Raw genomic sequence first — 23,081 nt, 5'->3', positions numbered from 1 at the left:
GAAGTACGCCAACATCCGCACCGCCTCCCTCGCCGCCGCCGTCGAGCTCTACGGCGCCGGCAGCCCCGAATGCGCCGCCACCAAGGCCGCCTGGAGCGCCGTGGCCGTCCCCGCCCAGTCGGGCGAGGCCTCCTGCACCGCCACGAGCAACGACTTCTCGCTGTCACTGAACCCCAGCGCGGGTACGGTCACGCCGGGGCAGTCGGCCACCTCGACGGTGGGCACCCAGACCACCTCCGGTAGCGCGCAGACGGTCACCCTGTCGGCGTCCGGCCTGCCGAGCGGCGCGACGGCGAGCTTCAGCCCGTCCTCGGTCACCTCGGGCAACTCCTCGACGCTGACCATCAGCACCAGCGCCTCGACCCCGGCCGGCACCTACCCGATCACGGTCAACGGCAGCGCGGCGTCCGGGTCGCACACCGCCACCTTCACCCTGACCGTCGGCGGCGGCACCGGCCAGGACTTCTCGATCTCGGCGTCGCCGGCCTCCGGCACGGTCTCCCCGGGCGGGGCCGCGACCTCGACGATCTCCACCGCCACCACCTCCGGCTCGGCACAGACCGTCTCGCTGTCGGCGACCGGGCTGCCCACCGGGGCCACCGCGGGCTTCAACCCCGCCACCGTGACCTCGGGCGGCTCCTCGACGCTGACGATCGCGACCACGGCCTCGACCCCGGCCGGCACCTACGCCGTCACGGTCAAGGGCACCGGGCAGACCACGAGCCACACCACGACCTACACGCTGACGGTTCAGGGCAGCTCGACGGAGCGGACCTTCCGCAACGACACCAACTACACCATCGACGACTACTCCACGATCACCAGCCCGGTCACCTCGACCGCGACCGGAACCGCGGTGTCGCCGGTGAAGCTCACGATCACCATCAGCCACACCTGCGCCGAGGACCTCAGCATCCGGCTGAAGGGCCCGAACGGCACCTGGTACCGGGTGGTCAACAGCGGCGGCTCGACCTGCACGTCCTTCGGCACCCGGACCTACTCCGTGCCGGTGACCCAGCAGGCGGCGGGCACCTGGACCCTTGAGGTCACCGACAACTACTGGTTCGACACCGGCTACCTCGACTGGTGGAGCATCACCGTCTGAGCGACCGGCTGGACGCCCCCGGGACTACCGCCCCCCGGTCCCGGGGGTTCGCCATGCCTGGGGCCCGTGAGCGACGGGCTCAGGCGGGCGGGGCGATCTCCGTGCGGGAGCGGACGCCGAGCTTGCGCAGCACGGTCGCCACATGGCTCTCCACCGTGCGCCTCGACAGGAACAGCACATCGGCGATCTCGCGGTTGGTACGGCCCAGCGCGACGAGCCGGGCCACCTCCCGCTCCCTCTGCGACAGCGTCCCGCCGTCGCGTCTGCGCGGACGCGGAAGCTGCACCTCCGCCCCGATGTCGCGCAGCACCCGGCGGCAGCGGGCCGCGTCGTGCGTGGCGCCGAGCTCCGCGAACCGTTCGGCCAGCCGGGTGAACGTCGCCGCCGCGTTCGCGTCGCCGAGGGCGAGCCTCGCCCTGGCCTCCCCCTCTCCCGCCCGCGCCGACGCGTACGGCTGGGGCAGCACCGCGTACGCCTCACGGGCGAGCGCGAACAGATCGGCGGCCATCTCGTGCCGTCCCTCGGCGGTGGCCAGCGCGCCCCGCGCGTAGTCGAGGGCGGCGTGCGCCGCGGGAGCGATGCGGTCGGCGATCCCGGCCGCGTACTCGTCCACCAGCCGGGCGGCCGCCTTCACCCGTCCCGACCACGCCAACGCCGTCACGGCCGAGGGCACCAGGTGGGCGCCCCATACCCAGACCCCCTTGCGGCGCAGCCGCGCCACCCCCCGCTCGGCCTCCCCCACGGCGGCGGCGAGGTCGCCGCGGGCGAGGTACAGGTCGATCATGCCGCCGGCGGCGTCCGCCACCACCGGGACGTACCGGTCGTCCGGCGCGTCGAGCCCCGCGCCCCGGAAGTGCCGGACCGCCTCGTCCCACTCGCCGGTCGCCAGGGCGAGCAGCCCCAGCACCAGCCAGACGTCCACGGCGACCAGCGGCGTCTCCGTCGCCAGCTCCCCCAGGGACGCCGCGCGGTCGCGCAGCCCGTCCCACCGGCCCGTGAGCCATTCCAGGCGGACCACCGAGACCTCGAGAAGGTAGGCGGGATACTGCGCGCCGGTCTCCGCGGCGAGCCGCCGGCCCTCGCGGGCGAACTTCTCGGCCTCCCCGTACAGGCCCAGGCTGGTGGCCGAGTCGTGGAGGTTGCAGTACGCGCGGGCCACCTCTCGCCGCACGGCCGCGCGGGGGTCGGCCACCGGGAGCATCGCGGCGACGGCGAACGCGTCCGGCGAGCCGATCCGCATCTCCATGGACGCCCGGTTGGCCAGGACGGCGGCCGCCAGCACGGGGTTGTCGGCCATCGCGACCAGCGCCTCCGCGCGCGCCATCCACTCCTGGTGCTTCTCGATCGGCTCGGTGCCCCACCCCGGCATCGCCAGGCTCGCCCACCCCCGGGCGGCGAGCGTCGGGCGGTCGCTCAACTCCGCCAGCGCCGCCGTGATCTCCGACCGGCCCGCAACGGTGTCGCCCGCCTGGTTGGACAGCACCACGCCGAGGTTGAGCCGTACCTCGCCGCGCACGTCGTGGGAGAGGAAGTCGTCACGCAGCACGTGCCGCAGCAGCCGTACCGCCCGCTGGTGCGACAGGCCCATCGCGGCCAGGCGGCTCAGCATCAGCGCGAGCGGGCCGCGGCCGGTGGCCGGAAGGTCGGGGTCGTCGAGCATGCCCTCGATCACCTCGACGGCGAGGGCGGTGTCGCCGAGCGCCGCGGCACGGTGGGCGGCCGCCGTACCGTGGCGCAGCCAGGCGTCGGTGTCACCGGCCTGCCGGGCGTGGAAGGCCAGCTGCACCAACGGGGGCGACTCCATCGCGGTCAGCGCCGTCATCGCCCGCTCGTGCGCCGAGCGGCGTTCCGGGCCGGGGATCGCCTCGTACACCGCCTGCTGGGCCAGCGTGTGGCGGAAGCCGTACCGGCCCCCCGGGTGATCGTGCAGCACCCCGGACCGCAGCGCCTCCCCCAGCCCGGCGGAGTCGCCGCCGACCGCCGTGATCAGCTGCTCCGGCGCCGGGAGCCGCAGCACCGCCGCGGCCTGCACCGCTCCGACCGCCGGCGCCGACAGGCAGGCCATCGTCTCGGCCATCGCCTCGCGCAGCAGCAGTGGCACGCCCACCCGGTCGAGCGCGTCGGGCTCCTCCACACCGGGCAGGGCCCGGACCATCTCCTCCACGACGAACGGGATGCCCGCCGTCCGCTCGTACAGCCTCTGGACGAACGCCGAGGACAGGTCGGAACGGTCGAGCAACGCCCCGGCGAGACTGCCGACGCCGGAAACGTCGAGCGGCGTCAGCGGGATGACGACGTTCGTCGTGCCCGGCTGGTGACGGTAGGCGGGGCCGAGCGGCGAGCGGGCCGTCACCTGGTTCTCGCGCCGGCAGGTCGCCACCAGCGACAACCCCTCGGGGGGCTGGCCGGTCAGGAACCGCAGCAGGTCCCAGGTGCCGTCGTCGGCCCAGTGCAGGTCCTCGATGACGAGCACGGCCGGCCCTACGGCGGCCAGCAGGGCGCGAATGGCGCGGAACATGCGGTGCCGCTCGGCCCGCGGGTCGTCCAGCGGCTGCGGCGAGGGCGGCAGCGCGGAGGCCAGTTCCGGGAGGTAGTCGCGAAGGGCCCCGGTGACCGGGTTGAGCGTCCGCGCCTCCGGCAGGCGCCCGGCGATGTCGCGCAGCGCCTCGAACACCGGCCCGTACGGGAACGGCTCGCGGATCTGGTGGCAGTAACCCAGCAGGACGGCCCGGTCGCCGGAGGGGACCCGGTCGAGGGCGGCGCGGACCAGCCTGGACTTCCCTATGCCCGCCTCCCCCTCCACCAGCACGACCGCCGGCGGGCAGGTCATCGCGTCGGTCAGAGTGCGCAGCTCAGCAGTGCGACCGACCAGTGCGGGCGAGGGTACGCTGCGCATTCCACAGCTCCAAGCTAAGGGTCGGGGGAACCCCCCGCGTCAGTTATCCACCGCCCCGTCCAACAAGGTCAACCCTTGGGCGTAACAGCTTTGTTGCGGAAGCGGTCAAGTAGGGGATGCCGTCCCCCGGGCACCCGGTGGCGACTCGTGGCGGGAAATGACGCCGGGCTCGCAGGCTTCTGGGTTGAGTTTCCCTCGGGTGGGTACAGATTGAGCCCGTGATCAAAACGCTGCGTCCCCGGGACTACAACGAGGTGCTCTACGTCGGGCACTTCTTCCGCAAGGGCATCCCGGTGGTGATGGATCTGACCGAGGTGAGCACCAGCGAGGCGAAGCAGTTCGTCGACTTCGCCGCCGGGCTGGTCGTCGGCCGAGGCGGCGCCATGGACCGCCTCGACCACAAGGTCTTCCTCCTGCTGCCGGTCGAGGTCGCGGGCCCGACCGACCGCCCGGACACCCGTACCGAACTCCCCGCCCCTGACCCCGGGTTCAGGGCGTGACTCACCCCTCCCGGTCAGAAACCCCACCTGCCCGCCGGGCCCCGGACGCGATCAGCACGTCCCGGCCTCCGGCGGGCCGGGGCTGACCGGCACGGGCTTGCTCAGCCGCACGTCCTCCTCAGCAAAGCCCAGCGCCCGGTAGAACTCCCGGCGGACGGTCGGCTTCGACCGGCGGAGCGTACCTATGTGCCCGGCGACCCGAGGGCGGACACGGCGAGATGCCAGGGGTAGGCGCCGGCGCCGGCTTCGGGGGCGTGGGGTTCGAACTCGCCGGGGCCGAGGATGACGCGGACGCCCTCCGCCCGGAGCCGTTCGACGCTCGACCGGAACGGCTCTCTGGCGGCCAGCGCGGAGTTCACGCACGGCAGGACGACGACGGGGATGCCGAGGCCGGGCGCTTCGGCGAGCAGCCCCAGGGCGTAGGTGTCGGCGATGCCGAGGGCGAACTTGTTGACGGTGTTGTAGGTGGCCGGAGCGACGATGATCGCGTCCGGGCGCGGCGGCTTGGGCTCGTACGGCTTGCGGTACCGGCTGCGCACGGGCCGGCCGGTCTGCTTCTCCAGCGCCGGCACGTCGACGAAGTCCAGCGCGGGCGGGGTCGCGACGATCTGGACGGCCCACCCCGCGTCCTGGGCGAGGGTGACGAGCTTGCCGACGTCCGGGGCGATGCCGGCGGCGCACACGATGACGTAGAGGACCTTGCTCACCCCGGTACTCTCCCACCCGGCTGGACTCCCGACGCGCGCCGCTGCCCACCTCGCGAGAGGTAGCCCCGGCGGCGGACCGGCGCTCCCCCGGCAGGCGGACGCCCCCGTGCCGCCGTCGAGGCGATCCTGTGACCGGAACACCAACGGGAGGACATGACCGTGCTCAAGAAACTCCTGCCCGCCACGATCGTGGCCGCCGCCGCCCTGCCCGCGCCGCCCGCGTCCGCGGCGACGGTCAGGATCGAGCTCGCGCACACCTCGACCTTCAGGGAATCGAGCGGCGTCGAGTTCACCTGTCCCCTGGACGAGGTGCTGACCGGCCGGTCCCACTCCGGGGACGAGAACGGCTACACCACGTACTACTGCAGCCGCGTCTACATCGACGACCAGCAGGTCCAGGTACTGGACGCGGACTGGGACGTCGGCGTCCAGAAGGAGAGCGACGGAGTCCCCTACACCGCCATCGACGGCCGTGCCCTCGTCGGCAGATGGCACAAAGGGGACGAGAACGGCTACACGAGATACCGCACCGGCGCGCTGATCTGGCAGGGCAAGCGCGTGTACGTCACCGACCAGCGATGGAGCACCGGGATGAAGGAGAGCGGCCACTCCTACCGGACGAGCGGCGACAAGGTGCTGACCGGCCGGCAGCACATAGGGGACGAGAACGGCACGACCCTCTACCAGTACGGCACCGTCACCCCCTGATCCCCCTGCGCACGGCCCTTCCGAGCGCAGAGGCTTCAGCCCCGACGCTTCCCGGGCCGCCACCGGGAGGCGTCCTCGTGGGCACACGCGGGGCGAACCCTGTCCCCGCGTCTTCACCTGACGATGAGCCTGAGCATGCTCGGCGCCGCCCTCGCCCTGTGGCCCGCCGTCACCGGCGCAGTATCCGCCATCTACGGGGCGAACCCCCCGCCTCTGACCTGGCTCACGCGTGTGACCCGCGGCACCACCCTGGGACTGGCCTTCCCCGGCCTCGGCGGCCTGATCCACGCCGCCGTTCTGGCCAGGAGGCGCCGTGGCGGGACCAGGGCGGGAGATCATGGGTGACATGGCCGGAAGGATAAAGACGGCGCTGCGCGCCCTGGGGGCGCTGCTAAATCGGTCGCTCGTGCAGATCGCGGAGGCTTCGGCGGACGCGCGCACGTTCGACCGGCGAACGGCAGCGTTCCCTGTCCTTCGCGCGTCAGCCCGATCACCCGGGGAACCGGATGCCCTTGGAAGGCGAAGATCGCTCCGGCGAAGGCCACCCAGGTGCACAATCGCCCTCATGCCTGATGCCAGTCGGACCTGGTGAGTTCGTACTCGACTTCGCCGTGCTCGGAGCCCTCGATCGCCTCGGGCCAGTCCCCGGTGAAGTTCCGCAGGAACTTCAGGCCCGCCTTCTCCATCACCCGGCGGGATGCGGTGTTCACCGCCATGGTGTTCGCGGTCACCCGTTCCACGCCGAGGTCGGTGAACCCCTTACTGATCAGTGCCCGCGAGCCCTCCGTGGCGTACCCCACGCCCCACGCGGCCTTGTTCAGCCGGTAGCCGAGCTCGACCACGGCGGCACTGTGCTCGTCCAGGGGACGGAACTCGAACCAGCCGAGGAAGGTCCCCGTGGCCTTCTCCTCGGCGGCCCAGTAGCCGCGGGTGCCGAAACACGGGTAGTCGTGCAGGAGCCGCGGCAGAGTCAGCGTCCTGATCGCCTCACGACTGGCCGGCTTGCCACCGTTGATGAAGCGCATGACATCGGGATCGTCGTCCAGCGCGAACAGGTGATCGGCGTCGGCATCGGTGAACGGGCGCAGCACAAGCCGTTCGGTCTCCAGGAAGGCACACATACCGCGATCTTCACCACCTATGGCCCGCCCCGCCACCGAATTTCGGCAGCTTGATGCGCACACGGCCCCCGTCCCCTCCAGCAGGTGGGCTGCGAAGCTCTTTCCGCGGGCGGACCGGAGACGGACGAGGGATGTCCATACAGTCGATCTCGATCGACCAAATGGCCGATAAGGATCAACCGCGCGGAACCCTAGTTTCGGTGGCGACATCATCCGACAAGGGGGCTTCCTGTGCGTGCGCGAAAGATCGTCACGGCCGTCGCCACGAGCGCGACTCTGATGGCGGGGATGGCGGTCACCGGCCAGGCGTCGGCAGGCGTCACGGGTGACGCCGGGGCCGACGGGCCGGCCCGGTCTCGCCACCAGACGCTCAACTGGCACGGCTGTAAGACCGGACCGAACGACGAGACCGGCGGCGCACTGGACGCGGCGGGCGCCCAGTGCGCCGAGGTCACCGTCCCGCTGGACTACCGCAGGCCTCGGGGACGGACCATCTCGGTGGCGATCTCACGGATCAGGGCGACCGATCCCGCCAAGCGCCGGGGCGTCCTGTTGATCAATCCCGGCGGCCCGGGCGGGCGCGGGCTGGAACGGTCGCTCCTCGGCAAGTACATGCCCGCCGTCGCGGCCCGCTACGACCTGATCGGGATGGATCCGCGCTTCGTCGGCCGCAGCACGCCGATCCACTGCCGGTGGACGACCGACACCCCCACCCGGTCGGCCGGCCCGACCCGCCGGACCTTCAACGAGAGCGTGGCCCTCATGAAGGAACTGGCGGCCGGGTGCGCCCAGGGCAACCGTGACCTGCTGCCGTACGCCACCACCCGCAACACCGCCCGCGACATGGACGTCATCCGCGCCGCCCTCGGCCAGCCCAAGCTGTCGTACCTGGGCTACTCCTACGGCACCTACCTGGGCGCCGTCTACACGCAGATGTTCGGCGCCCGGGCCGACCGGGTCGTGCTGGACAGCGCGGTCGACCCGGACGTCTACGGCCCCGATCTGCTGTCCCGGAACGGCCCGGCGATCACCGCCGCGCTGAGGCACTGGGCCTCATGGGCCGCCGCTCACGACGCCGCGTACGGCCTGGGCACCACCGAGGCCGAGGTGCTGTCCACCGTGGAGCGCGTCGACCAGGCCGCCACCCGGCGCCCGCTGCGGGTCGGCGAGTACCGGATCGACGGCCGGCACGTCCCCTACCTGCTGTTCATCCGCCTCTACGACGACAGCGCGGAGGCGTACGCCGGCTTCGCCGCGGAGGTGCGGGTGCTGGCCGAGGCCGCCCGCGGCCACGCGGTCACCGTCCCGGCGTCGCTGAAGGAGACGCTCGACGGCCTGTTCACCGGCTCGGGGGCGGCCGAGGACCGGGCGGGAACCCCGATCCTCTGCGCCGACCGGGCCGCCTCCCGCGACGTGGAGACCTACTTCCGCGACATCCAGGCCCATCGCGCCGGCGAACCGCTGTTCGGGCCGATGACCCGCAACATCAGTCCCTGCTCCTTCTGGCCGGCCACACCGGTGGAGGCGCCCACCACGATCGGCAACGACGTCCCGTTGCTGGTCGTCAGCGCCGACGGCGACCCCGTCACCCCCTACCCCGGCCAGAGGGTCATGCACCGGGCGCTGACCGGCTCCCGCATGATCACGCTGCGCGGCGCATTCCGCCACGGCGCCTATCTCGCCGCGCGCAACGCCTGCGTCGACACCACGGTCAACCGGTATCTGGTGGACGGCGTCCTGCCCGACGGCGACACCACCTGCGGCAAGGTCAGCGCCCCGGCCAGGTGACGGTGAGCCGTGCCCGCGTCCCATCGTGATCCGTCACCATTGGACGCGGGCGTTGGTCTCGGGCCGGCCCTCGGCGGCAGCCCGTTCGTCTCGGGTCGTGGATGTGCGGGATGCTCAGCCGGCTAGCGTTGCTTGAGGCGGAGTGCTTCTTTGCGGGTCTCGGCCTGGATGGACCGCTCGCGCTCCAGCCACGCCGGGTTCTCCGCTTTCAGCGCATCGATCTCGGCGGTGGTGAGCGGTCCGGTGACCCCGCCCCTGATCAGTCCGGAAATGGAGATCCTGAGCTTCGCGGCGATGACCTGCTTGGGGTGCGGGCCGTCGCGGCGCAGGTCGGCGAGCCAGGTGGGCGGCGTCGCCTGCAACGCGTTCAACTCGTCCCTGGAGACGACCCCCGTCTGGAACTCGGCGGGAGTCGCCGAGAGGAGGACACCCAGCTTCTTGGCCGCGGTCGCGGGCTTCATCGTCTGGATGCTCTTCGGTTTGGGCGAGGTCATGGCGCCAAGAGTAGTCAGTCGGAACGGGTTCCCCTGACATCGGTACTCTGAGGAAGTGAACGATGGGGAGACGGGCAGAGTGTTCCGGCTGGCGTACGCGCCCGGGGTGACACCCGCGAAATGGGTCGGCATCTGGACCGAGAGGATGCCCGGTGTGCCGATCACCCTGGTCGCGGCTCCCGCCGCCGAGGTGGTGGGACTCCTGCGGGACGGCGGCGCCGACGCCGGGTTCGTCAGGCTCCCGGTCGACCGGGACGGGCTCAGCGTGATTCCTCTCTATATGGAGACCACGGTGGTCGTCGTGCCCAAGGAGCACGCGGTGGCCGCCGTCGACGAGGTGGCCGTCGCCGACCTGGCCGACGACGAGGTGTTCCATCCTTTGGACGACACCATCGAGTGGACGGTCCGGCCCGGGCTGCCCGCGTTCACCCGTCCTGCCACAACGGCGGAAGCGGTCAAGCTGGTAGCGGCCGAGACGGGGCTTCTCCTGGTTCCGCAGTCGCTGGCACGCCTCCACCACCGCAGGGATCTCACTTACCGGCCGGTGCCGGACGCGCCGCAGTCTCAGGTCGGGCTGGCCTGGCCCACGGACGCGACGACTGACCTGGTGGAGGATTTCATCGGCATCGTCCGCGGCCGGACAGCTAACAGCTCGCGGGGCCGTACCCCCGACTCCCCTGCGAAGAAACCGGCACGGCGGCAGGCACAGAAACCCGTACAGAACGGCTCCGGCCGCCGGGCCGTGCCGGCCGGCCGTAAAAGGAAGGGCCACCGGCCTCGGTGACCCGTGCTGACCGTTGTGCCCCGGGTTGAGGGCGGGGCCTGCCCGGCGCCGGCGCGGCGTCAGTCGTCGATCGCCTGGTAGAGCGTGGTCCAGAAGTGGATGACCCGCGCCGACCCCGTCGGGAATCCTGCCGGGCGGCACTGCGAGCGCGGTCAGCAGCAGGCGCAGCGCTTCGGCGGGCTCGACCCGCTCCCGGCCCGGAGTGAACCCGTGCAGATCCAGATAGAGCTGGCCACCGGGAAAGTCAGCGGTCAGCAGGTGCGCGGCGTGTACGGCCGGCTCCCACACCTCACGCATCGGCCTGGGGTCACGACCTCACAGACGACCTCACCGCGGGCACTGCACCTTGATCAGGTCCGCCTCGCGACGACTCCCCCGAAAAGTAATCCGCCCGGCATGTAGAAATCGCCGCGTTCGCTCCGACTCAGGGTCAGAAACCACAGAGCAACGCCGTACGGCGGGCAGGACCTCGGAGGCAAGACCAGATGAGCAGCAGTGTGATGTCGAAGGACGGCACGAGGATCGCCTACGACCGGTTGGGCAGCGGGCCGGCGGTCATCCTGGTGGGCGGCGCGTTCCAGCACCGGGCCTTCGACCCGCAGACGCGGGAGATGGCGGGGCTGCTGGCGGAGCGGTTCACGGTCGTCAACTTCGACCGCCGGGGCCGCGGCGAGAGCGGCGACACCTTGCCCTACGCGGTCGAGCGTGAGGTCGAGGACATCGACGCCCTCATCGGCGAGGTCGGTGGATCGGCGTTCGTGTTCGGTCATTCCTCCGGGGCGGGGCTGGCACTCGAGGCGGTGGCCAGCGGGCTGGCCATCACCAAGCTGGCGGTGTACGAGCCGCCGTTCGTCGTCGACGACACCCGGGCGCAGATTCCTGCGGCCCTCGCCAAGAGCCTCGACGAGCTGATCTCAGCCGGCCTCCGCAGCGATGCGGTAGAGCTCTTCATGACCGGCGCGGTCGGCGTCCCCCCTGAGCTCATCCCGCAGATGCGGACCACACCGATGTGGGCCGGATTCGAAGAGGTGGCGCACACGCTCGCCTACGACGTGACGGTCATGGGCGACTATCAGGTGCCCGCCGCGCGGGTGGCCGCCTTCGACATCCCGACGCTCGTCGCCGACGGCGGGGAGAGCCCCGACTGGATGCGCAACGCCGCGGCGGCCCTGGCCGCCGCCCTCCCCGGTGCGAAGCGCCGCACCTTGGAGGGTCAGTCGCACGGCGTGGCCCCAGAGGTCCTCGCCCCGCTCCTGGCCGAGTTCTTCGCCGGCTGAGCAAGCCGGATCAGGTTGTGCCGCATGACGGGCAGAGGAAGCAGGTCATGGTGAGAACGCTCTCCTCTGCCCGAAAGGCCGCCCGCCCGCGTCATCGGCTCCACCGACACCGAGGAGAGCCGCTTCATGTCGGCGGTCCCGGCCGCGACCGCCGAGTACGAGCTGGAACTGCGCACCGAGCGCAGGCTGCCGTTCGATTGAGGCAACACAAGACCGTCTACCGCCACCAGACCAGGCCCCGCCACCAGGAACGGCGCGACCGCCATGGACGGCAAGATCGCGAACGCGCTACCCCGTCGAGGCGAGTGGTCACTGAGCGAGATCGCCTGTGCGAGCTAGTGGCACGCTGACGGCACGAGCCCCGTTTCCCGAGGTGGGAAGCGGGGCTCTTCTGGCTGGTGGGCGGTACTGGGTTCGAACCAGTGACCCCTCGCTCGTAAGCCGACTCCCGCGTGATCAACACCAGCCCCGACACCGTCAGTGAGCTGGGAGAACGGACCGCGGACGTGCGTGGGTGTCCACCAGCGGCCGCAGGCATTGTCACGCACCTCACCGGCCAGCGCCGGCGCAGCAACTCTGGAGTGCAGGTCCCGCGACCTCTTCAGTGTGAAGCACTGATCAAGGTGCTCGGGATCACGCCGATCGACGCTGTGACCTGCGCTGCGACGTCCAGCACCTGGGCACCATGTCTGTCACTGCCGAGGGCGATCATGCAACCCTCACGACCCAAGCCAAGCGCGCGGGAGAGCCGAGGTCGCGCTGGATGACGGGGCAACGCCACGTACACCGCGTGTTCGGCATCCTGACGAAAGCGTGGGCCGACGTTTGGGTGGTGCCGGCCACCCGCCTGTTCAGATCGTGACGGCGAGTTTGCCGACGGTTCCGGTGGTGAAGTCGGCGATGGCGCGCGATACCTCGGCCAGCGGGTAGGAGCGGGCCAGTGGCACCCGGAGGCGGCCTTCGGCCGCCTCCGCGGCGAGGTGGGCCAGGGTGGTGGGGTTCGGGTCGGCCATCACGGCGGTCGCTTTGATGCCCCGGCCGGTCTCCTCGGGCAGGTAGTGCACGGTAGAAGCCAGCCGCCCGCCGTCGGCCAGCAGGGCCGCGACGGCCGCGCCGTCACCCGCCAGGTGCAGCGCGGCATCCACCCCGCCAGGGGTGATCGCGTGTACCTGCGCCTGCAGATCGGTGTGGTCGACGGCCCAGGTGGCACCCAGGCCGGTGACGAAGGCGGCTTCGGCTCCGGGCCGGGCGGTGGCGATCACCCTGGCGCCGCGCTGTGCGGCAAGCTGGATCGCGAACGCGCCCACGCCGCCGGTCGCGCCCGAGATCAGGACGGTCTCTCCCGGCGCCGGGGCGACGGCGTCGATGGCGTTGAGCGCGGCGGTTCCGGCCAGTCCCAACACGCCCGCGCGGGTGTGGCCGAGCCCGTCGGGGATCTTGGCCACGCCGTACTGCTCGCTGACCGCCACGTACTCGGCGAAGCCGCCCTGGCCCAGGGTCGGGCGCATGACCACACCGAACACGTCATCGCCCGGCCTCAGGCCGGTCACGCCCGGGCCGACGGCCGCTACTGTGCCGGCGAAGTCCTTGCCGAGCACGACGGGGAAATCATGCTCGTACATGCCCTTGAGATAGCCGCCCAGGACGGTCAGGTCGAAGCCGTTGAGCGAGGAGGCCAGCACCCGGACCAGCACCTCGCCGGAACCGGGCTCGGGTACGGGAAGGTCGGCGGCTTCCAGGTCGGCGCCGAATTCGGTGAAAGCCATGGCACGCATGTTGATCACTCCGTTTCTGGGGAAGATGCGGCGGCCTGCCGCCAGGAGGCGCGCAGGACGGCGAGGGCGACGGCCAGTTCGGCCTCGTCGCGGGGGGCGTACAGCATCACGATCGTGTCGGGCCACTCGGGACGGCGGCTGATCGGATGCGGCTCGATCCACCCGGCCCGCTCCAGGGGCGCGATGAGCGGCCTTGGCACGGTGAGATGCAGGAAACCCGAGCGGTGGATATGGCCGAACTCGTCGAGGGCAGGGTGCAGGAACGCGGTCTGCGGCCCTGCTGGCTCGTGCAAGCGCAGCGCCAGCGAGGCGGGCTCGGACACCTGGCTGGGTCCGGTGAACACGCCCGGCAGTGCCTGCGCCTGCGCCACCATGGCGGCCCTGATGTGCGGCGGGGAGAACTGGTCGAGCTGGTCATGCGGAATCTCCAGCCCCGTGGTCCGCGGGCGAGGGCCGGATCGGGGTGGGGGATCGGTCAGGTCGATGCTCATCGCAACAGCACTTTCTGTGCGTTGGTTACTTCTTGTGCGTGGATCGAGTGTGGTCCACAATGCCGACATGGCGGAAGAAGGCACTTTGAACCGCGCAAGGCACATCGATGTGCGTGAAACGGTCGGCGTGGACGATTCGACCTGTCAGCTGCGCGACATCCTCGACCGCGTCGGGGACAAGTGGAGCGTGCTGGTGATGACCCTGCTCGGCGGCGGGCCCATGCGCTACTCCGAACTGCAGCGCGCCATCGAGGGCATCTCCCAGCGGATGCTCACTCTCACTCTGCGCAGCCTGGAACGCGACGGCCTGGTGGAGCGCAACGTCACCCCCACCTCACCACCGCGAGTGGACTACACCCTGACCCAGGTCGGGCAGACACTCTCGACCGAAGTCGCCGGGCTCATGACCTGGGCCGAGCAGCACCGCGACTACGTCGCCGCTTCCCGCCTTCGCTACGACACCTCACGACCGGCCTGACGGGCAGACGGGAGCCTCCAGAGCGCGTCGACGCGTCAGCGGCAAGCGGCGAGGTAGAGACCCTGCGGACCAACTTGGTGACCGGGCAACTCGAGTCGATCTCAGCACGATCATAGTGACTGCTCCATATCGCTGTTCGCTTTGGCGTCTCTTGGAACGACCTGCTAGCGGATCAGCAGATTCTCAGTGAGCTACAAGGTCGCGAAATTGTTTGGTTTGCTCGACGTGACAGCCGCAATAAACTTCGCCTTGAATGGGCTTCTACCGGAGCACGGATAGGAAGTATCCCAAGATGGGATTTTTGAGTCCCAACTCAGGGCGTAGAAGGTTCGCGGGGAGTTCCCTGAGCGAAGACGACGTGTAGCAGGGCAGGCGACCATCCGCCTAAGGGGTCGCCGTGTGGCACGGTTAGGGCTGCCATGACGGCGTATGGGGAGGTCGTAACAGATCTTCGGTGGCATTCTCAGATCGCGTCCACGAGCTCCTGCATATTCCTTACCACAACCGTTCGCACCCGCCTTTGCCAGGCGTTACGCTTTCACTTGCCGGCTGGCGTAGCCGATTACGAGGACTCCACCGGCCTTCCCGCCTCGACGTCCGTGACCGAGTCGCCGACCAAAACCGTCTGTCCAGGCTCTGCGGCGAGCTGGTCGAGCGCCTGCAGCACCAGATGCGGATTGATGAGGGGTCGACCCGTACGGCGATATGCCGGAAGGCCGGCAGCACTCCAAGTGCGTCCAGGTAGCTGGCAGCGGCTGCAACCGAATTGTTGCTCACCACAGTTAAGGACAAGCTCAAGACGATTCTTCGCAACTACGAAGACGGCCTTGCCATCGCTCTAACCAATTACCCAGTGGCCGACGCGGTGTACTACTGGTTGGACAACGGCCTCCAAGGCCGCGACGCCTCGACCGTCCAGATGTACCGCACCTACGCCCGCAACCACGTCGTCCCTTGCCTCGGCGCTCGCAAGCTCCGCGAACTCTCCGTGGAGGACATCGACCGATGGTTGCAGGGCAAGAAGGGTGAGCTTGGGACGCGGTCGCTCAAGCTCATGCACAACATCCTCAACCGCGCCATCAAGAACGCCATGCGCCGCGACAAGGTGAAGCGCAATGTCGTCAAGCTGTGCGAGGTGCCGGAAGGCCGTGAAGGCCGGCCGTCCAAGGCACTCACTCTCCCCCAGGCGGAAGCCGTACTCCAGGCGGCAGAGAATGCACGACCCCGCGTCCGCGCGTACATCGTGGTCTCTCTCCTCTCGGGAGCACGGACCGAAGAAGTAAGGGCGATCAAATGGAGCCACGTCGTGGCCTACGACGAGAAGGCCAGGGCCTGGCGGCCGGTGACCGAGGCGGGATGGGATCACAAGGAGTTCGCCCTGTACGTCTGGCGCTCGGTGAGGAAGAAGGGCGACACCAAGACTCCGAAGTCCCGTCGCAGCCTCGCCCTTCCCAAGCGCTGCGTGGAGGCGCTCAAGGCCCTGAAGGCGGACCAGGGCGACGGGCGCGAGCTCGTGTTCTCTACGGAGACCGGCTCACCCGTGTCGGCGCACAACATGCGCCGGGACTTCCGGAAGGTGCTCGACGGCGCCGGCCTGGCGGGGAAGGAGTGGGCGCCCAGGGAACTGCGGCACAGCTTCGTGTCGCTGCTCTCCGACCACGACATCCCGATCGAGGACATCTCACGCCTGGTGGGCCACTCCAACACGGTGGTCACGGAGACCGTCTATCGCCACCAGATCAGGCCGGTCATCCAGGACGGCGCGAGGGCGATGGAAGGCATCTCCCCGCTGTCCGAAGAGGCGTAGTCACTCAGTTAGTCACTCACGCCCCGTTTCCTTGATCGGAAGCGGGGCGTTTCGGCTGGTGGGCGGTACTGGGTTCGAACCAGTGACCCCTCGCTTGTAAGGCGAGTGCTCTACCGCTGAGCTAACCGCCCCGGACGCCTTTCGGGCTACACCTTACGGTACCGAAGGCGACCTGAGCACATCGAGAGACCACGAGGCGCCGGCGTCGGGGACGCCGGCCGCCTGCCAGCCGAGGAGGGCGGCGCCGAGCATGCCGGCGTTCACTCCAAGGGCCGCGCGCCGGAGCGGAGGGGCGGTGCGGAAGGTCAGCCGCTCCTGGAGGCGTTCGGCCAGCGGGTCGAACAGCGCGGGGCCCGCCTCGGCGAGCCCTCCGCCGATGATGATCGACGAGGGGTCCATCAGGAGGGTGTAGGAGGCCAGGGCGAGCGACAGGGCCTCCAGGGCGTCGTCCCAGATGGCCGAGGCGTCAGGGTCGCCGCGCATGGCCAGCGCCACGACGTCCTCCGCCGTGGCAGGCCGCGGAGCGGAGGCAGAGGTGGTGGATGCCGGCGCGGAGACCGGGATGGCAGGCCCTGGAGCGGAGGCAGACGTGGTGGATGCCGGCGCGGAGACCGGGATGGCAGGCCCTGGAGCGGAGGCAGGCGTGGCAGGCCGCGGAGCGGAGGCAGACGTGGTGGATGCCGGCGCGGAGACCGGGGTGGCGGGCCGCGGAGCGGAGGCCGGGGTGGTGGCCCCTGGAGCGGAAGCTCGCGGGTCCTCAGTGGTGGGGGTTCCGTGGGGGGTGGTGGGGCGGAGGGAGGCGGCGCGGCTGAGGCGTTCGGCGTAGCGGCGAGCCACGGAGGCCGCCGAGGCGTAGGTCTCCAGGCAGCCGATCTGCCCGCAGGCACAGCGCTCGCCGGACGGGAAGACGGGGATGTGCCCTATCTCGCCGCCCCAGCCGGACGAGCCGCCGTACGGATGGTGCCCGATGATGACGGCTCCGGCTATTCCGGTGCCGATGGGGAGGAAGAGGAAGTCGGGTTCGGCACGGCCGGCGCCGAGGACGCTCTCGGCCAGCCCTCCGGTGCGGACGTCGTGGCCGAGGCGGACCGGGACGTTCAGGTTCGTGAAGTCGGTGGCCGGGACGTCCTTCCAGCCGATGTTGGCGGAGTACACGGCCGTGTCGGAGGTGACCAGTCCGGGCACGGCGAGGCCGACGCCCGCCGGCGTGCCGTGGCCGGCGCGCGCGAGGGCGTCGATGAAGGCGCTGATCGCCTCGACGACCCGCAGCGGGCCCTCGGCGCGGGGTGTGGGGCGCCGGTCGGTCAGCAGCACCTGGCCGGTGGAGCTGACGAGGCCCCCCTTCATGGAGGTGCCGCCGACGTCGAGGGCGACGACGAAGGAGCTCACGCGTGTGCCCTCGATCCTGTGGATGAGCTTGTGCGGGCCGGCCCGCCCGCCGTCGTCCGGGAGCGGAAGCGCGTGGAGCCGTCCGCCAGCGATCCCGGGCGGCCCCGCCCCGCCACTGTTGCCCGGGAGCGGAAGCGGGTGAAGCCGTCCGTCGACGATCCCCGTCGGGCCGGCCCGCCCGCCGTTGTCCGGGAGCGGAAGCGAGCGAAGTCGTCCGGCAGCGATCCCGGGCGGCTCGGCTCGCCGTACGCGGTGGCGCGGGCGAGGTCGTCACCCGGACTGCTGGGCTCGTGCACCGAGGTCTTCCCCTCTTCACCGATCTTCACGGCCGGACCCGCCACCGTCGCCGCTCCGAAGATTGCTGCGCATTCCCGCGCAGTTTTGCCCATATATAGGCACGAGTCAAAACGGGAGGAAAGGGACTAACGCCGACCCTCAGAACGCGGGCTGGCGGCCGAGGACGCGGCTGAGGGCCGCCTCGACCTCTTCGGCCAGGCCGGGAGCCATCGCCGAGGTGGTCTCGGAGCTCGATGGGTCCAGGGAGCCCGCCGGGCGCACCGAACCGCACGACCGGCACTCGACCTCCCCCAGCCGGCAGATCAGCGTGGTGGAGCCGCAGGATCCGCAGTGGTCGAGGTCGAGGTCGTGCTCCCGCTGGCAGGACGGGCAGATCAGCACTTGCTTCTCGCGCCGCACACCCCGCCGCCAGGGGCTCGCGCCGCGCACCGGGTCCGTCTGCCGGACCCCGCACCGATAGCAGGGCATCGTCGCCACCGCCTTCGTCTTCGCCGGGCCCTCGCCCGGCGCACTTCGCTAGGAGATTTCGGCGAGCACCTTGTGGTACTCGGAGATGTCGCGCGCCGTGGGGACCGGGTTGACCACCTTCCAGCGGACCACGCCCTCGGCGTCGATGACGAAGGTGCCGCGGAGCGCGAGCCCCCTGTCTTCGTCGAAGACACCGTACGCCCGCGCGACCTCCCCATGGGGCCAGAAGTCGGACAACATCGAAAACGTGAAGCCCTCTTGGTCGGCCCAGGCTCGCTGGCTCGCCATCGAGTCGCAGGACACGGTCAGGATCCGGACGTCGCCGTCCACACCGGGGGCGAACCGGTCGCGGATGACCGCGAGCTCGCCGTGGCAGACCGGGGTGAAGGCAAGCGGATAGAACACGAGGACGACCCGCCTCCCTCGCAGGTCGCTCAGTCTCACCGGTGTCCCGTGCTGGTCCTTCAGCTCGAACTCCGGCGCCTTGTCGCCCACCTCGACAGCCATACCGGCCCTTTCCCCACAGAAGATGAACGAATGACCGCGAGCGCACATCATCCTGCCGTACGGCCCGTGCCAGCCGTACGGCAGTGGAAGCGGAAAGCGAGGACCTCTAGCGGCGCCCCTTCGGAGCGACGAGCCTCGTGCCCGACCAGTCGCGGGCCGCGCTGACGCTGCTGGTCTGGGAAAGGCCCGCAGTGGCGGCGTCCTCCCCGATGTCGCTCGGCTCGACGTGCCCCTCACGTCCCACCTTGGGAGTCAGCAGCCAGATCTGGCCGCCGTCGGCCAGTCCGGTCATGGCGTCGCTCAGGGCGTCGAACAGGTCCCCGTCGCCGTCACGCCACCACAGCAGCACGACATCGACGACGTCCTCGGCGTCCTCATCGACCATTTCGTTGCCGGTGAGCTCCTCGATGGACTGGCGAAGCTGCTCGTCGGCGTCTTCGTCCCAGCCGATCTCCTGCACCACCTGACCCGGCTTCAGACCGAGTCGCTCGGCCAGGCCGCGCTCGCCCTGCGCCTGACCCGCGGTCGCGCTCACGTTTATCCCTCCTGCTTGGATGGCCCCGCCCTAGGCGGCTTACCGGCCCCTGCGAGGCCGCTTCGGCACAGTCCACACGCTGTGACCCATCGTCGTCAACGGTCGCCACGACGGTGATCCGCACCGTTATCTGCTAGTCCGACAAAAACGACAAACGGACACGCCGTTCCGGGTTGTCGACGTTGAGGTCGACGATAGCGACCGACTGCCATGTGCCGAGCGCCAGCCGACCGTCCAGCACCGGGACCGTCGCGTACGGAGGAATGAGAGCCGGCATCACGTGCGACCTGCCGTGGCCGCGCGACCCGTGGGCGTGCCGCCAACGGTCGTCGGCCGGGAGCAGGTCGTCCAGCAGACCGAGAAGATCGTCGTCGCTGCCGGAGCCGAGCTCCAGCAGCGCCACCCCCGCCGTCGCGTGCGGGACGAAGACGTGCAACAGCCCGTCTCCGCCACAGGACCGCGCGAACTCCTCGCACTGCCGGGTGATGTCGTACACCCGTTCCCTCGTCCCGGTGCTCACCTCGAACGTCTGTGATTTCACTTAACGGATCTTATGATCCCCGCTGAACTGGGAGGACAATCGCATCCGGACCGGGAAACACCAATCCGGTGTGCCCGTCGTCGAAGCGAACGACATATGGAGGATGGCCTTCCGGCCCTCTTACTTCGATGATCAGACCCGGCCGATCCCTTTCCCCCACCGTGTTTCCGTGGACGAGGAGCCGGTCGCCGACGGTGGCGTACACGTCCATCCCTCCTTCTTCAGCATCCCTTCCAGGGTCGTACGGCTCACGCCGCACGGAAAGAGGAGGCCGTCATCCCTGACGGAGGCAGGGCAAATCAAGACCGAAACGTTACCCGGGACACGCGTGCGGCGGAGCGCGGGAGTGACAAGAGAGAAAGGTGAGATGCGCCGGTGCGGCGGGCCGGGGTTGGACGGCGGCATGCGGGGGAGGCAGACCCTGACCACCCCCCAGCCCGGAAGGATGGATGCCCCCCAGTTGAGGCTGATTTGGTGCTTACTGGGAGAATCGTCCTACCATCGGTGGTCTAGGCCACGTTTGGCCCCCTGCCAGCAGGGACATCTTGGTTACCGGACGGTAGAGATGCACTTTCCGGTGTAAGAAGCCAGGATGGGAGACGACCTAGACATCGAAGAAGAGGCTTAACCAGTCCATCCTCGGAAGGCGAGACCCAGTGGCTTCCGGACGCCAGCGTTTCTCGATCATCAGTGACGGCCTACCCAGCCAGCTGCCTGATGTCGACCCCAGCGAGACCCAGGAGTGGCTCGAGTCGCTTGACACCGTCGTCAAGACGGAGGGTCGTAGCCGAGCCCGTTACCTGATGCTGCGCCTGCTAGAGCGCGCGCGTGAGCATCAGGTCGGGGTGCCCGGACTGCGGAGCACCGACTACATCAACACCATCCCGCCGGAGCGTGAGCCCTGGTTCCCGGGCGACGAGTACGTCGAGCGGCGCATCCGGGCCTACATCCGGTGGAACGCCGCCGTCATGGTGACCCGGGCCAACGCCCGCACCAACGTCGGCGGCCACATCGCCACCTACGCCTCGGCGGCCTCGCTGTATGAGGTGGGCTTCAACCACTTCTTCCGCGGCAAGGACCACGGCGAGTCGGGCGACCAGGTGTTCATCCAGGGGCACGCCGCCCCCGGCATCTACGCCCGCGCCTTCCTCGAGGGCCGCCTGAACGAGTCGCAGCTCGACGCCTTCCGGCAGGAGCTGTCCCACGGCTTCAAGGGTCTTCCCTCCTATCCTCACCCGCGCCTGATGCCCGACTTCTGGGAGTTCCCCACTGTCTCCATGGGCCTCGGCGCGATCGGCGCGATCTACCAGGCGCGGTTCAACCGCTATCTCCTCAACCGGAAGATCAAGGACACCAGCCGCAGCCACGTATGGTGCTTCCTCGGCGACGGCGAGATGGACGAGCCGGAGTCGCTCGGCGCCATCGGCCTCGCCTCCCGCGAGGAGCTCGACAACCTGACCTTCGTCATCAACTGCAACCTGCAGCGGCTCGACGGCCCGGTGCGCGGCAACGGCAAGGTCATCCAGGAGCTGGAGTCGTTCTTCCGGGGCGCCGGCTGGAACGTCATCAAGGTGGTCTGGGGCCGCGAGTGGGACCCGCTGCTGGCCGCCGACGTCGACGGCGTGCTCGTCAACAAGATGAACACCACCCCCGACGGCCAGTTCCAGACCTACTCCGTCGAGTCCGGCGAGTACATCCGCGAGAACTTCTTCGGTGACGACCCGCGCCTGCGCAAGATGGTCGAGCACCTGTCCGACGACGACATCCGCAAGCTGTCGCGCGGCGGTCACGACTACCGCAAGGTCTACGCCGCGTTCAAGGCCGCCCGCGAGCACGTCGGCCAGCCCACGGTCATCCTCGCCCAGACCATCAAGGGATGGACCCTCGGCAAGGACTTCGAGGCGCGCAACGCCACGCACCAGATGAAGAAGATGACCAAGGCCGAGCTCAAGGAGTTCCGCGACCGGCTCTACCTCCCGATCCCGGACAAGGACCTCGAGGGCGACCTGCCCCCGTACTTCCACCCCGGTGAGAACGACGAGGAGATCGCCTACATGCGCGAGCGCCGCGCGGCGCTCGGCGGCTACCTGCCCAAGCGCGTCACGCGGGCCAAGCCGCTCAGCCTGCCCGGCGACAAGGTCTACGCCGACCTGAAGAAGGGCTCCGGCAAGCAGAACGTCGCCACCACCATGGCGTTCGTCCGCCTGCTGAAGGACCTCATGCGCGACAAGGAGATCGGCGCGAGGTTCGTACCGGTCATCCCCGACGAGGCCCGCACCTTCGGTCTCGACGCGATGTTCCCGACCGCGAAGATCTACTCGCCGCACGGGCAGACCTACGAGGCCGTCGACCGCAACCTGATCCTGTCGTACAAGGAGTCGACCGAGGGTCAGATCCTGCACGAGGGCATCAGCGAGTCGGGCTCGATGGGCTCGGTGATCGCGGCCGGCTCGTCGTACGCCACCCACGGCGAGCACATGATCCCGATCTACATCTTCTACTCGATGTTCGGGTTCCAGCGCACCGCCGACCAGATGTGGCAGCTCGGCGACCAGATGGGCCGGGGCTTCCTGCTCGGCGCGACCGCCGGGCGCACCACGCTGAACGGCGAGGGCCTGCAGCACGAGGACGGCCACACGCCGCTGATCGCCTCCACCAACCCGGCCTGCGTGTCCTACGACCCGGCGTGGGCGTTCGAGATCGCCCACATCGTCAAGGACGGCCTGCGCCGGATGTACGGCGACCAGCCCGAGGACGTCTTCTACTACCTCACCGTCTACAACGAGCCGTACCCCCAGCCCGCCGAGCCGGAGAACCTCGACGTCGACGGCGTGCTGAAGGGCCTCTACCGGTTCGCCAAGGCCCCCGACATCGAGGGCCCGCGGGCCAACATCCTCGCCTCCGGCGTCGCCGGTCGCTGGGCCCTCGAGGCGCAGCGCCTGCTCGCCGAGGAGTGGGGCGTGGCGGCCGAGGTCTGGTCGGCCCCCTCCTGGTCGGAGCTGCGCCGCGACGCGCTCGACTGCGAGGAGCACAACCTGCTCAACCCCGACGCCGAGCAGCGGGTGCCGTACGTCACCCAGGTCCTGTCGCAGGCGTCCGGCCCGTTCGTCGGGGTCAGCGACTACATGCGCGCCGTGCCCGACCAGATCTCGCGGTGGGTGCCCGGCGACTGGGCGTCCCTCGGCACCGACGGTTTCGGCCTGTCGGACACCCGCTCGGCGCTGCGCCGCCACTTCCACGTGGACGCCGCGTCGATCACCCTGGCCGTGCTCACCGAGCTGGCCAGGCGGGGCGAGGTCAAGCAGGAGATCCTGCGTGAGGCGATCTCCCGCTACCACCTGAAGAACGGCGTCACCGAGGTCGTCGCGCAGCCGACCCCGGAGAGCAACGAGACGCAGTCCATGGGGGTCTGA

The 23,081-nt window shown here is 70.0% G+C and carries 23 protein-coding genes and 1 tRNA gene; 10 read left to right on the top strand and 14 right to left on the bottom strand.

From position 1 onward, the window contains the following. A partial coding sequence (locus KIK05_RS21370; RefSeq protein ID WP_214412528.1) for a proprotein convertase P-domain-containing protein occupies window positions 1–1,105 on the top strand: 1,105 nt, incomplete at its 5' end. 79 nt (window positions 1,106–1,184) lie between these two features. Here the strand turns inward: KIK05_RS21370 and KIK05_RS21365 are convergent. Beyond that, the gene (locus tag KIK05_RS21365) at window positions 1,185–4,001 is read right to left on the bottom strand and encodes an ATP-binding protein (RefSeq protein WP_214412527.1); all 2,817 of its coding nucleotides are present in this window, start codon (window positions 3,999–4,001) and stop codon (window positions 1,185–1,187) included. Between the two features lie 218 nt (window positions 4,002–4,219). On the opposite strand from KIK05_RS21365, the gene sepF reads away from it, so the two are divergent. Beyond that, window positions 4,220–4,501 carry a cell division protein SepF gene (gene sepF, locus KIK05_RS21360; RefSeq protein ID WP_214412526.1) on the top strand — a complete coding sequence of 94 codons (282 nt, stop codon included), beginning with the start codon at window positions 4,220–4,222 and terminating at the stop codon, window positions 4,499–4,501. A gap of 182 nt (window positions 4,502–4,683) precedes the next feature. Here the strand turns inward: sepF and KIK05_RS47100 are convergent, their stop codons facing one another. Beyond that, window positions 4,684–5,208, bottom strand: a complete 525-nt coding sequence (locus KIK05_RS47100) for a flavoprotein (RefSeq protein WP_308250043.1) — start codon at window positions 5,206–5,208, stop codon at window positions 4,684–4,686. Window positions 5,209–5,367: 159 nt separating this feature from the next. On the opposite strand from KIK05_RS47100, the gene KIK05_RS47095 reads away from it, so the two are divergent. After that, window positions 5,368–5,916 (top strand): hypothetical protein, encoded by a 549-nt coding sequence (locus KIK05_RS47095; protein WP_250563148.1) that lies wholly within the window; start codon window positions 5,368–5,370, stop codon window positions 5,914–5,916. Between the two features lie 123 nt (window positions 5,917–6,039). Continuing rightward, window positions 6,040–6,261: a hypothetical protein gene (locus tag KIK05_RS47090; protein WP_250563147.1), complete on the top strand. Its 222-nt coding sequence runs from the start codon at window positions 6,040–6,042 to the stop codon at window positions 6,259–6,261. Window positions 6,262–6,479: 218 nt separating this feature from the next. Here the strand turns inward: KIK05_RS47090 and KIK05_RS21350 are convergent, their stop codons facing one another. Further along, entirely contained in the window at window positions 6,480–7,037 is a 558-nt protein-coding gene (locus tag KIK05_RS21350; protein WP_214412525.1) for a GNAT family N-acetyltransferase, read from the bottom strand. Window positions 7,038–7,268: 231 nt separating this feature from the next. Between KIK05_RS21350 and KIK05_RS21345 the strand changes: the two genes are divergently transcribed. Then, window positions 7,269–8,825 (top strand): alpha/beta hydrolase, encoded by a 1,557-nt coding sequence (locus KIK05_RS21345; protein WP_214412524.1) that lies wholly within the window; start codon window positions 7,269–7,271, stop codon window positions 8,823–8,825. A gap of 122 nt (window positions 8,826–8,947) precedes the next feature. Here KIK05_RS21345 and KIK05_RS21340 read toward each other — a convergent pair whose 3' ends face one another. Beyond that, the gene (locus KIK05_RS21340) at window positions 8,948–9,319 is read right to left on the bottom strand and encodes a DUF5997 family protein (RefSeq protein ID WP_214412523.1); all 372 of its coding nucleotides are present in this window, start codon (window positions 9,317–9,319) and stop codon (window positions 8,948–8,950) included. A 55-nt stretch (window positions 9,320–9,374) separates the two neighbouring features. On the opposite strand from KIK05_RS21340, the gene KIK05_RS21335 reads away from it, so the two are divergent. Together KIK05_RS21335 and KIK05_RS21330 are read left to right on the top strand one after the other, a co-directional pair. Beyond that, window positions 9,375–10,103 (top strand): LysR substrate-binding domain-containing protein, encoded by a 729-nt coding sequence (locus tag KIK05_RS21335; RefSeq protein ID WP_308250042.1) that lies wholly within the window; start codon window positions 9,375–9,377, stop codon window positions 10,101–10,103. A gap of 485 nt (window positions 10,104–10,588) precedes the next feature. Then, window positions 10,589–11,380, top strand: coding sequence for an alpha/beta fold hydrolase (locus KIK05_RS21330; protein ID WP_214412522.1), 792 nt, complete (start codon window positions 10,589–10,591; stop codon window positions 11,378–11,380). 851 nt (window positions 11,381–12,231) lie between these two features. On the opposite strand, the gene KIK05_RS21325 is transcribed toward KIK05_RS21330, so the two are convergent. Together KIK05_RS21325 and KIK05_RS21320 are read right to left on the bottom strand one after the other, a co-directional pair. Further along, window positions 12,232–13,146, bottom strand: coding sequence for an NADP-dependent oxidoreductase (locus tag KIK05_RS21325; RefSeq protein WP_214412521.1), 915 nt, complete (start codon window positions 13,144–13,146; stop codon window positions 12,232–12,234). Between the two features lie 14 nt (window positions 13,147–13,160). Further along, window positions 13,161–13,646: a luciferase domain-containing protein gene (locus KIK05_RS21320; RefSeq protein WP_214412520.1), complete on the bottom strand. Its 486-nt coding sequence runs from the start codon at window positions 13,644–13,646 to the stop codon at window positions 13,161–13,163. 109 nt (window positions 13,647–13,755) lie between these two features. On the opposite strand from KIK05_RS21320, the gene KIK05_RS21315 reads away from it, so the two are divergent. After that, complete coding sequence (locus tag KIK05_RS21315) at window positions 13,756–14,124, top strand: winged helix-turn-helix transcriptional regulator (RefSeq protein WP_308250041.1); 369 nt, start codon at window positions 13,756–13,758, stop codon at window positions 14,122–14,124. 562 nt (window positions 14,125–14,686) lie between these two features. Here the strand turns inward: KIK05_RS21315 and KIK05_RS49435 are convergent. Beyond that, entirely contained in the window at window positions 14,687–14,791 is a 105-nt protein-coding gene (locus tag KIK05_RS49435; protein WP_372455603.1) for an HAD hydrolase-like protein, read from the bottom strand. Between the two features lie 186 nt (window positions 14,792–14,977). Between KIK05_RS49435 and KIK05_RS21310 the strand changes: the two genes are divergently transcribed. Then, window positions 14,978–15,931, top strand: coding sequence for a tyrosine-type recombinase/integrase (locus KIK05_RS21310; protein WP_308250040.1), 954 nt, complete (start codon window positions 14,978–14,980; stop codon window positions 15,929–15,931). A gap of 56 nt (window positions 15,932–15,987) precedes the next feature. Here KIK05_RS21310 and KIK05_RS21305 read toward each other — a convergent pair. The 7 genes from KIK05_RS21305 to KIK05_RS21270 form a co-directional block, all read right to left on the bottom strand. Then, window positions 15,988–16,062: transfer RNA gene (locus KIK05_RS21305), tRNA-Val, on the bottom strand. A 22-nt stretch (window positions 16,063–16,084) separates the two neighbouring features. Beyond that, window positions 16,085–17,320: an ROK family protein gene (locus tag KIK05_RS47085; RefSeq protein WP_308250039.1), complete on the bottom strand. Its 1,236-nt coding sequence runs from the start codon at window positions 17,318–17,320 to the stop codon at window positions 16,085–16,087. A gap of 435 nt (window positions 17,321–17,755) precedes the next feature. Next, window positions 17,756–18,085, bottom strand: coding sequence for a hypothetical protein (locus KIK05_RS21290; protein WP_214412518.1), 330 nt, complete (start codon window positions 18,083–18,085; stop codon window positions 17,756–17,758). 48 nt (window positions 18,086–18,133) lie between these two features. After that, window positions 18,134–18,592, bottom strand: a complete 459-nt coding sequence (locus KIK05_RS21285) for a peroxiredoxin (RefSeq protein ID WP_214412517.1) — start codon at window positions 18,590–18,592, stop codon at window positions 18,134–18,136. A 106-nt stretch (window positions 18,593–18,698) separates the two neighbouring features. Beyond that, window positions 18,699–19,127, bottom strand: coding sequence for a DUF3052 domain-containing protein (locus tag KIK05_RS21280; protein WP_214412516.1), 429 nt, complete (start codon window positions 19,125–19,127; stop codon window positions 18,699–18,701). A gap of 133 nt (window positions 19,128–19,260) precedes the next feature. After that, entirely contained in the window at window positions 19,261–19,668 is a 408-nt protein-coding gene (locus KIK05_RS21275; protein WP_214412515.1) for a secondary thiamine-phosphate synthase enzyme YjbQ, read from the bottom strand. Between the two features lie 10 nt (window positions 19,669–19,678). Next, window positions 19,679–19,879 (bottom strand): DUF1918 domain-containing protein, encoded by a 201-nt coding sequence (locus KIK05_RS21270; RefSeq protein WP_250563146.1) that lies wholly within the window; start codon window positions 19,877–19,879, stop codon window positions 19,679–19,681. A gap of 445 nt (window positions 19,880–20,324) precedes the next feature. Between KIK05_RS21270 and aceE the strand changes: the two genes are divergently transcribed. Further along, a complete protein-coding gene (aceE, locus tag KIK05_RS21265) occupies window positions 20,325–23,081 on the top strand; it encodes a pyruvate dehydrogenase (acetyl-transferring), homodimeric type (RefSeq protein WP_214412514.1) in 2,757 nt (918 codons plus the stop codon).

This window comes from Sphaerisporangium fuscum (assembly GCF_018531465.1).
GTDB lineage: Bacteria > Actinomycetota > Actinomycetes > Streptosporangiales > Streptosporangiaceae > Sphaerisporangium > Sphaerisporangium fuscum.
Note: the sequence above shows the minus strand (reverse complement) of the source record. Positions and strands in the feature narration are given on the sequence as shown.

Coding starts and splice junctions, on each gene's coding strand:
- KIK05_RS21325 (WP_214412521.1), bottom strand. CDS start 13,146: ATGGCTTTCACCGAATTCGGCGCCGACCTGGAAGCCGCCGACCTTCCC.
- KIK05_RS21340 (WP_214412523.1), bottom strand. CDS start 9,319: ATGACCTCGCCCAAACCGAAGAGCATCCAGACGATGAAGCCCGCGACC.
- KIK05_RS21290 (WP_214412518.1), bottom strand. CDS start 18,085: ATGCCCTGCTATCGGTGCGGGGTCCGGCAGACGGACCCGGTGCGCGGC.
- KIK05_RS21285 (WP_214412517.1), bottom strand. CDS start 18,592: ATGGCTGTCGAGGTGGGCGACAAGGCGCCGGAGTTCGAGCTGAAGGAC.
- KIK05_RS47090 (WP_250563147.1), top strand. CDS start 6,040: ATGAGCCTGAGCATGCTCGGCGCCGCCCTCGCCCTGTGGCCCGCCGTC.
- KIK05_RS21320 (WP_214412520.1), bottom strand. CDS start 13,646: ATGAGCATCGACCTGACCGATCCCCCACCCCGATCCGGCCCTCGCCCG.
- KIK05_RS21365 (WP_214412527.1), bottom strand. CDS start 4,001: ATGCGCAGCGTACCCTCGCCCGCACTGGTCGGTCGCACTGCTGAGCTG.
- KIK05_RS21270 (WP_250563146.1), bottom strand. CDS start 19,879: ATGGACGTGTACGCCACCGTCGGCGACCGGCTCCTCGTCCACGGAAAC.
- KIK05_RS21350 (WP_214412525.1), bottom strand. CDS start 7,037: ATGTGTGCCTTCCTGGAGACCGAACGGCTTGTGCTGCGCCCGTTCACC.
- KIK05_RS21330 (WP_214412522.1), top strand. CDS start 10,589: ATGAGCAGCAGTGTGATGTCGAAGGACGGCACGAGGATCGCCTACGAC.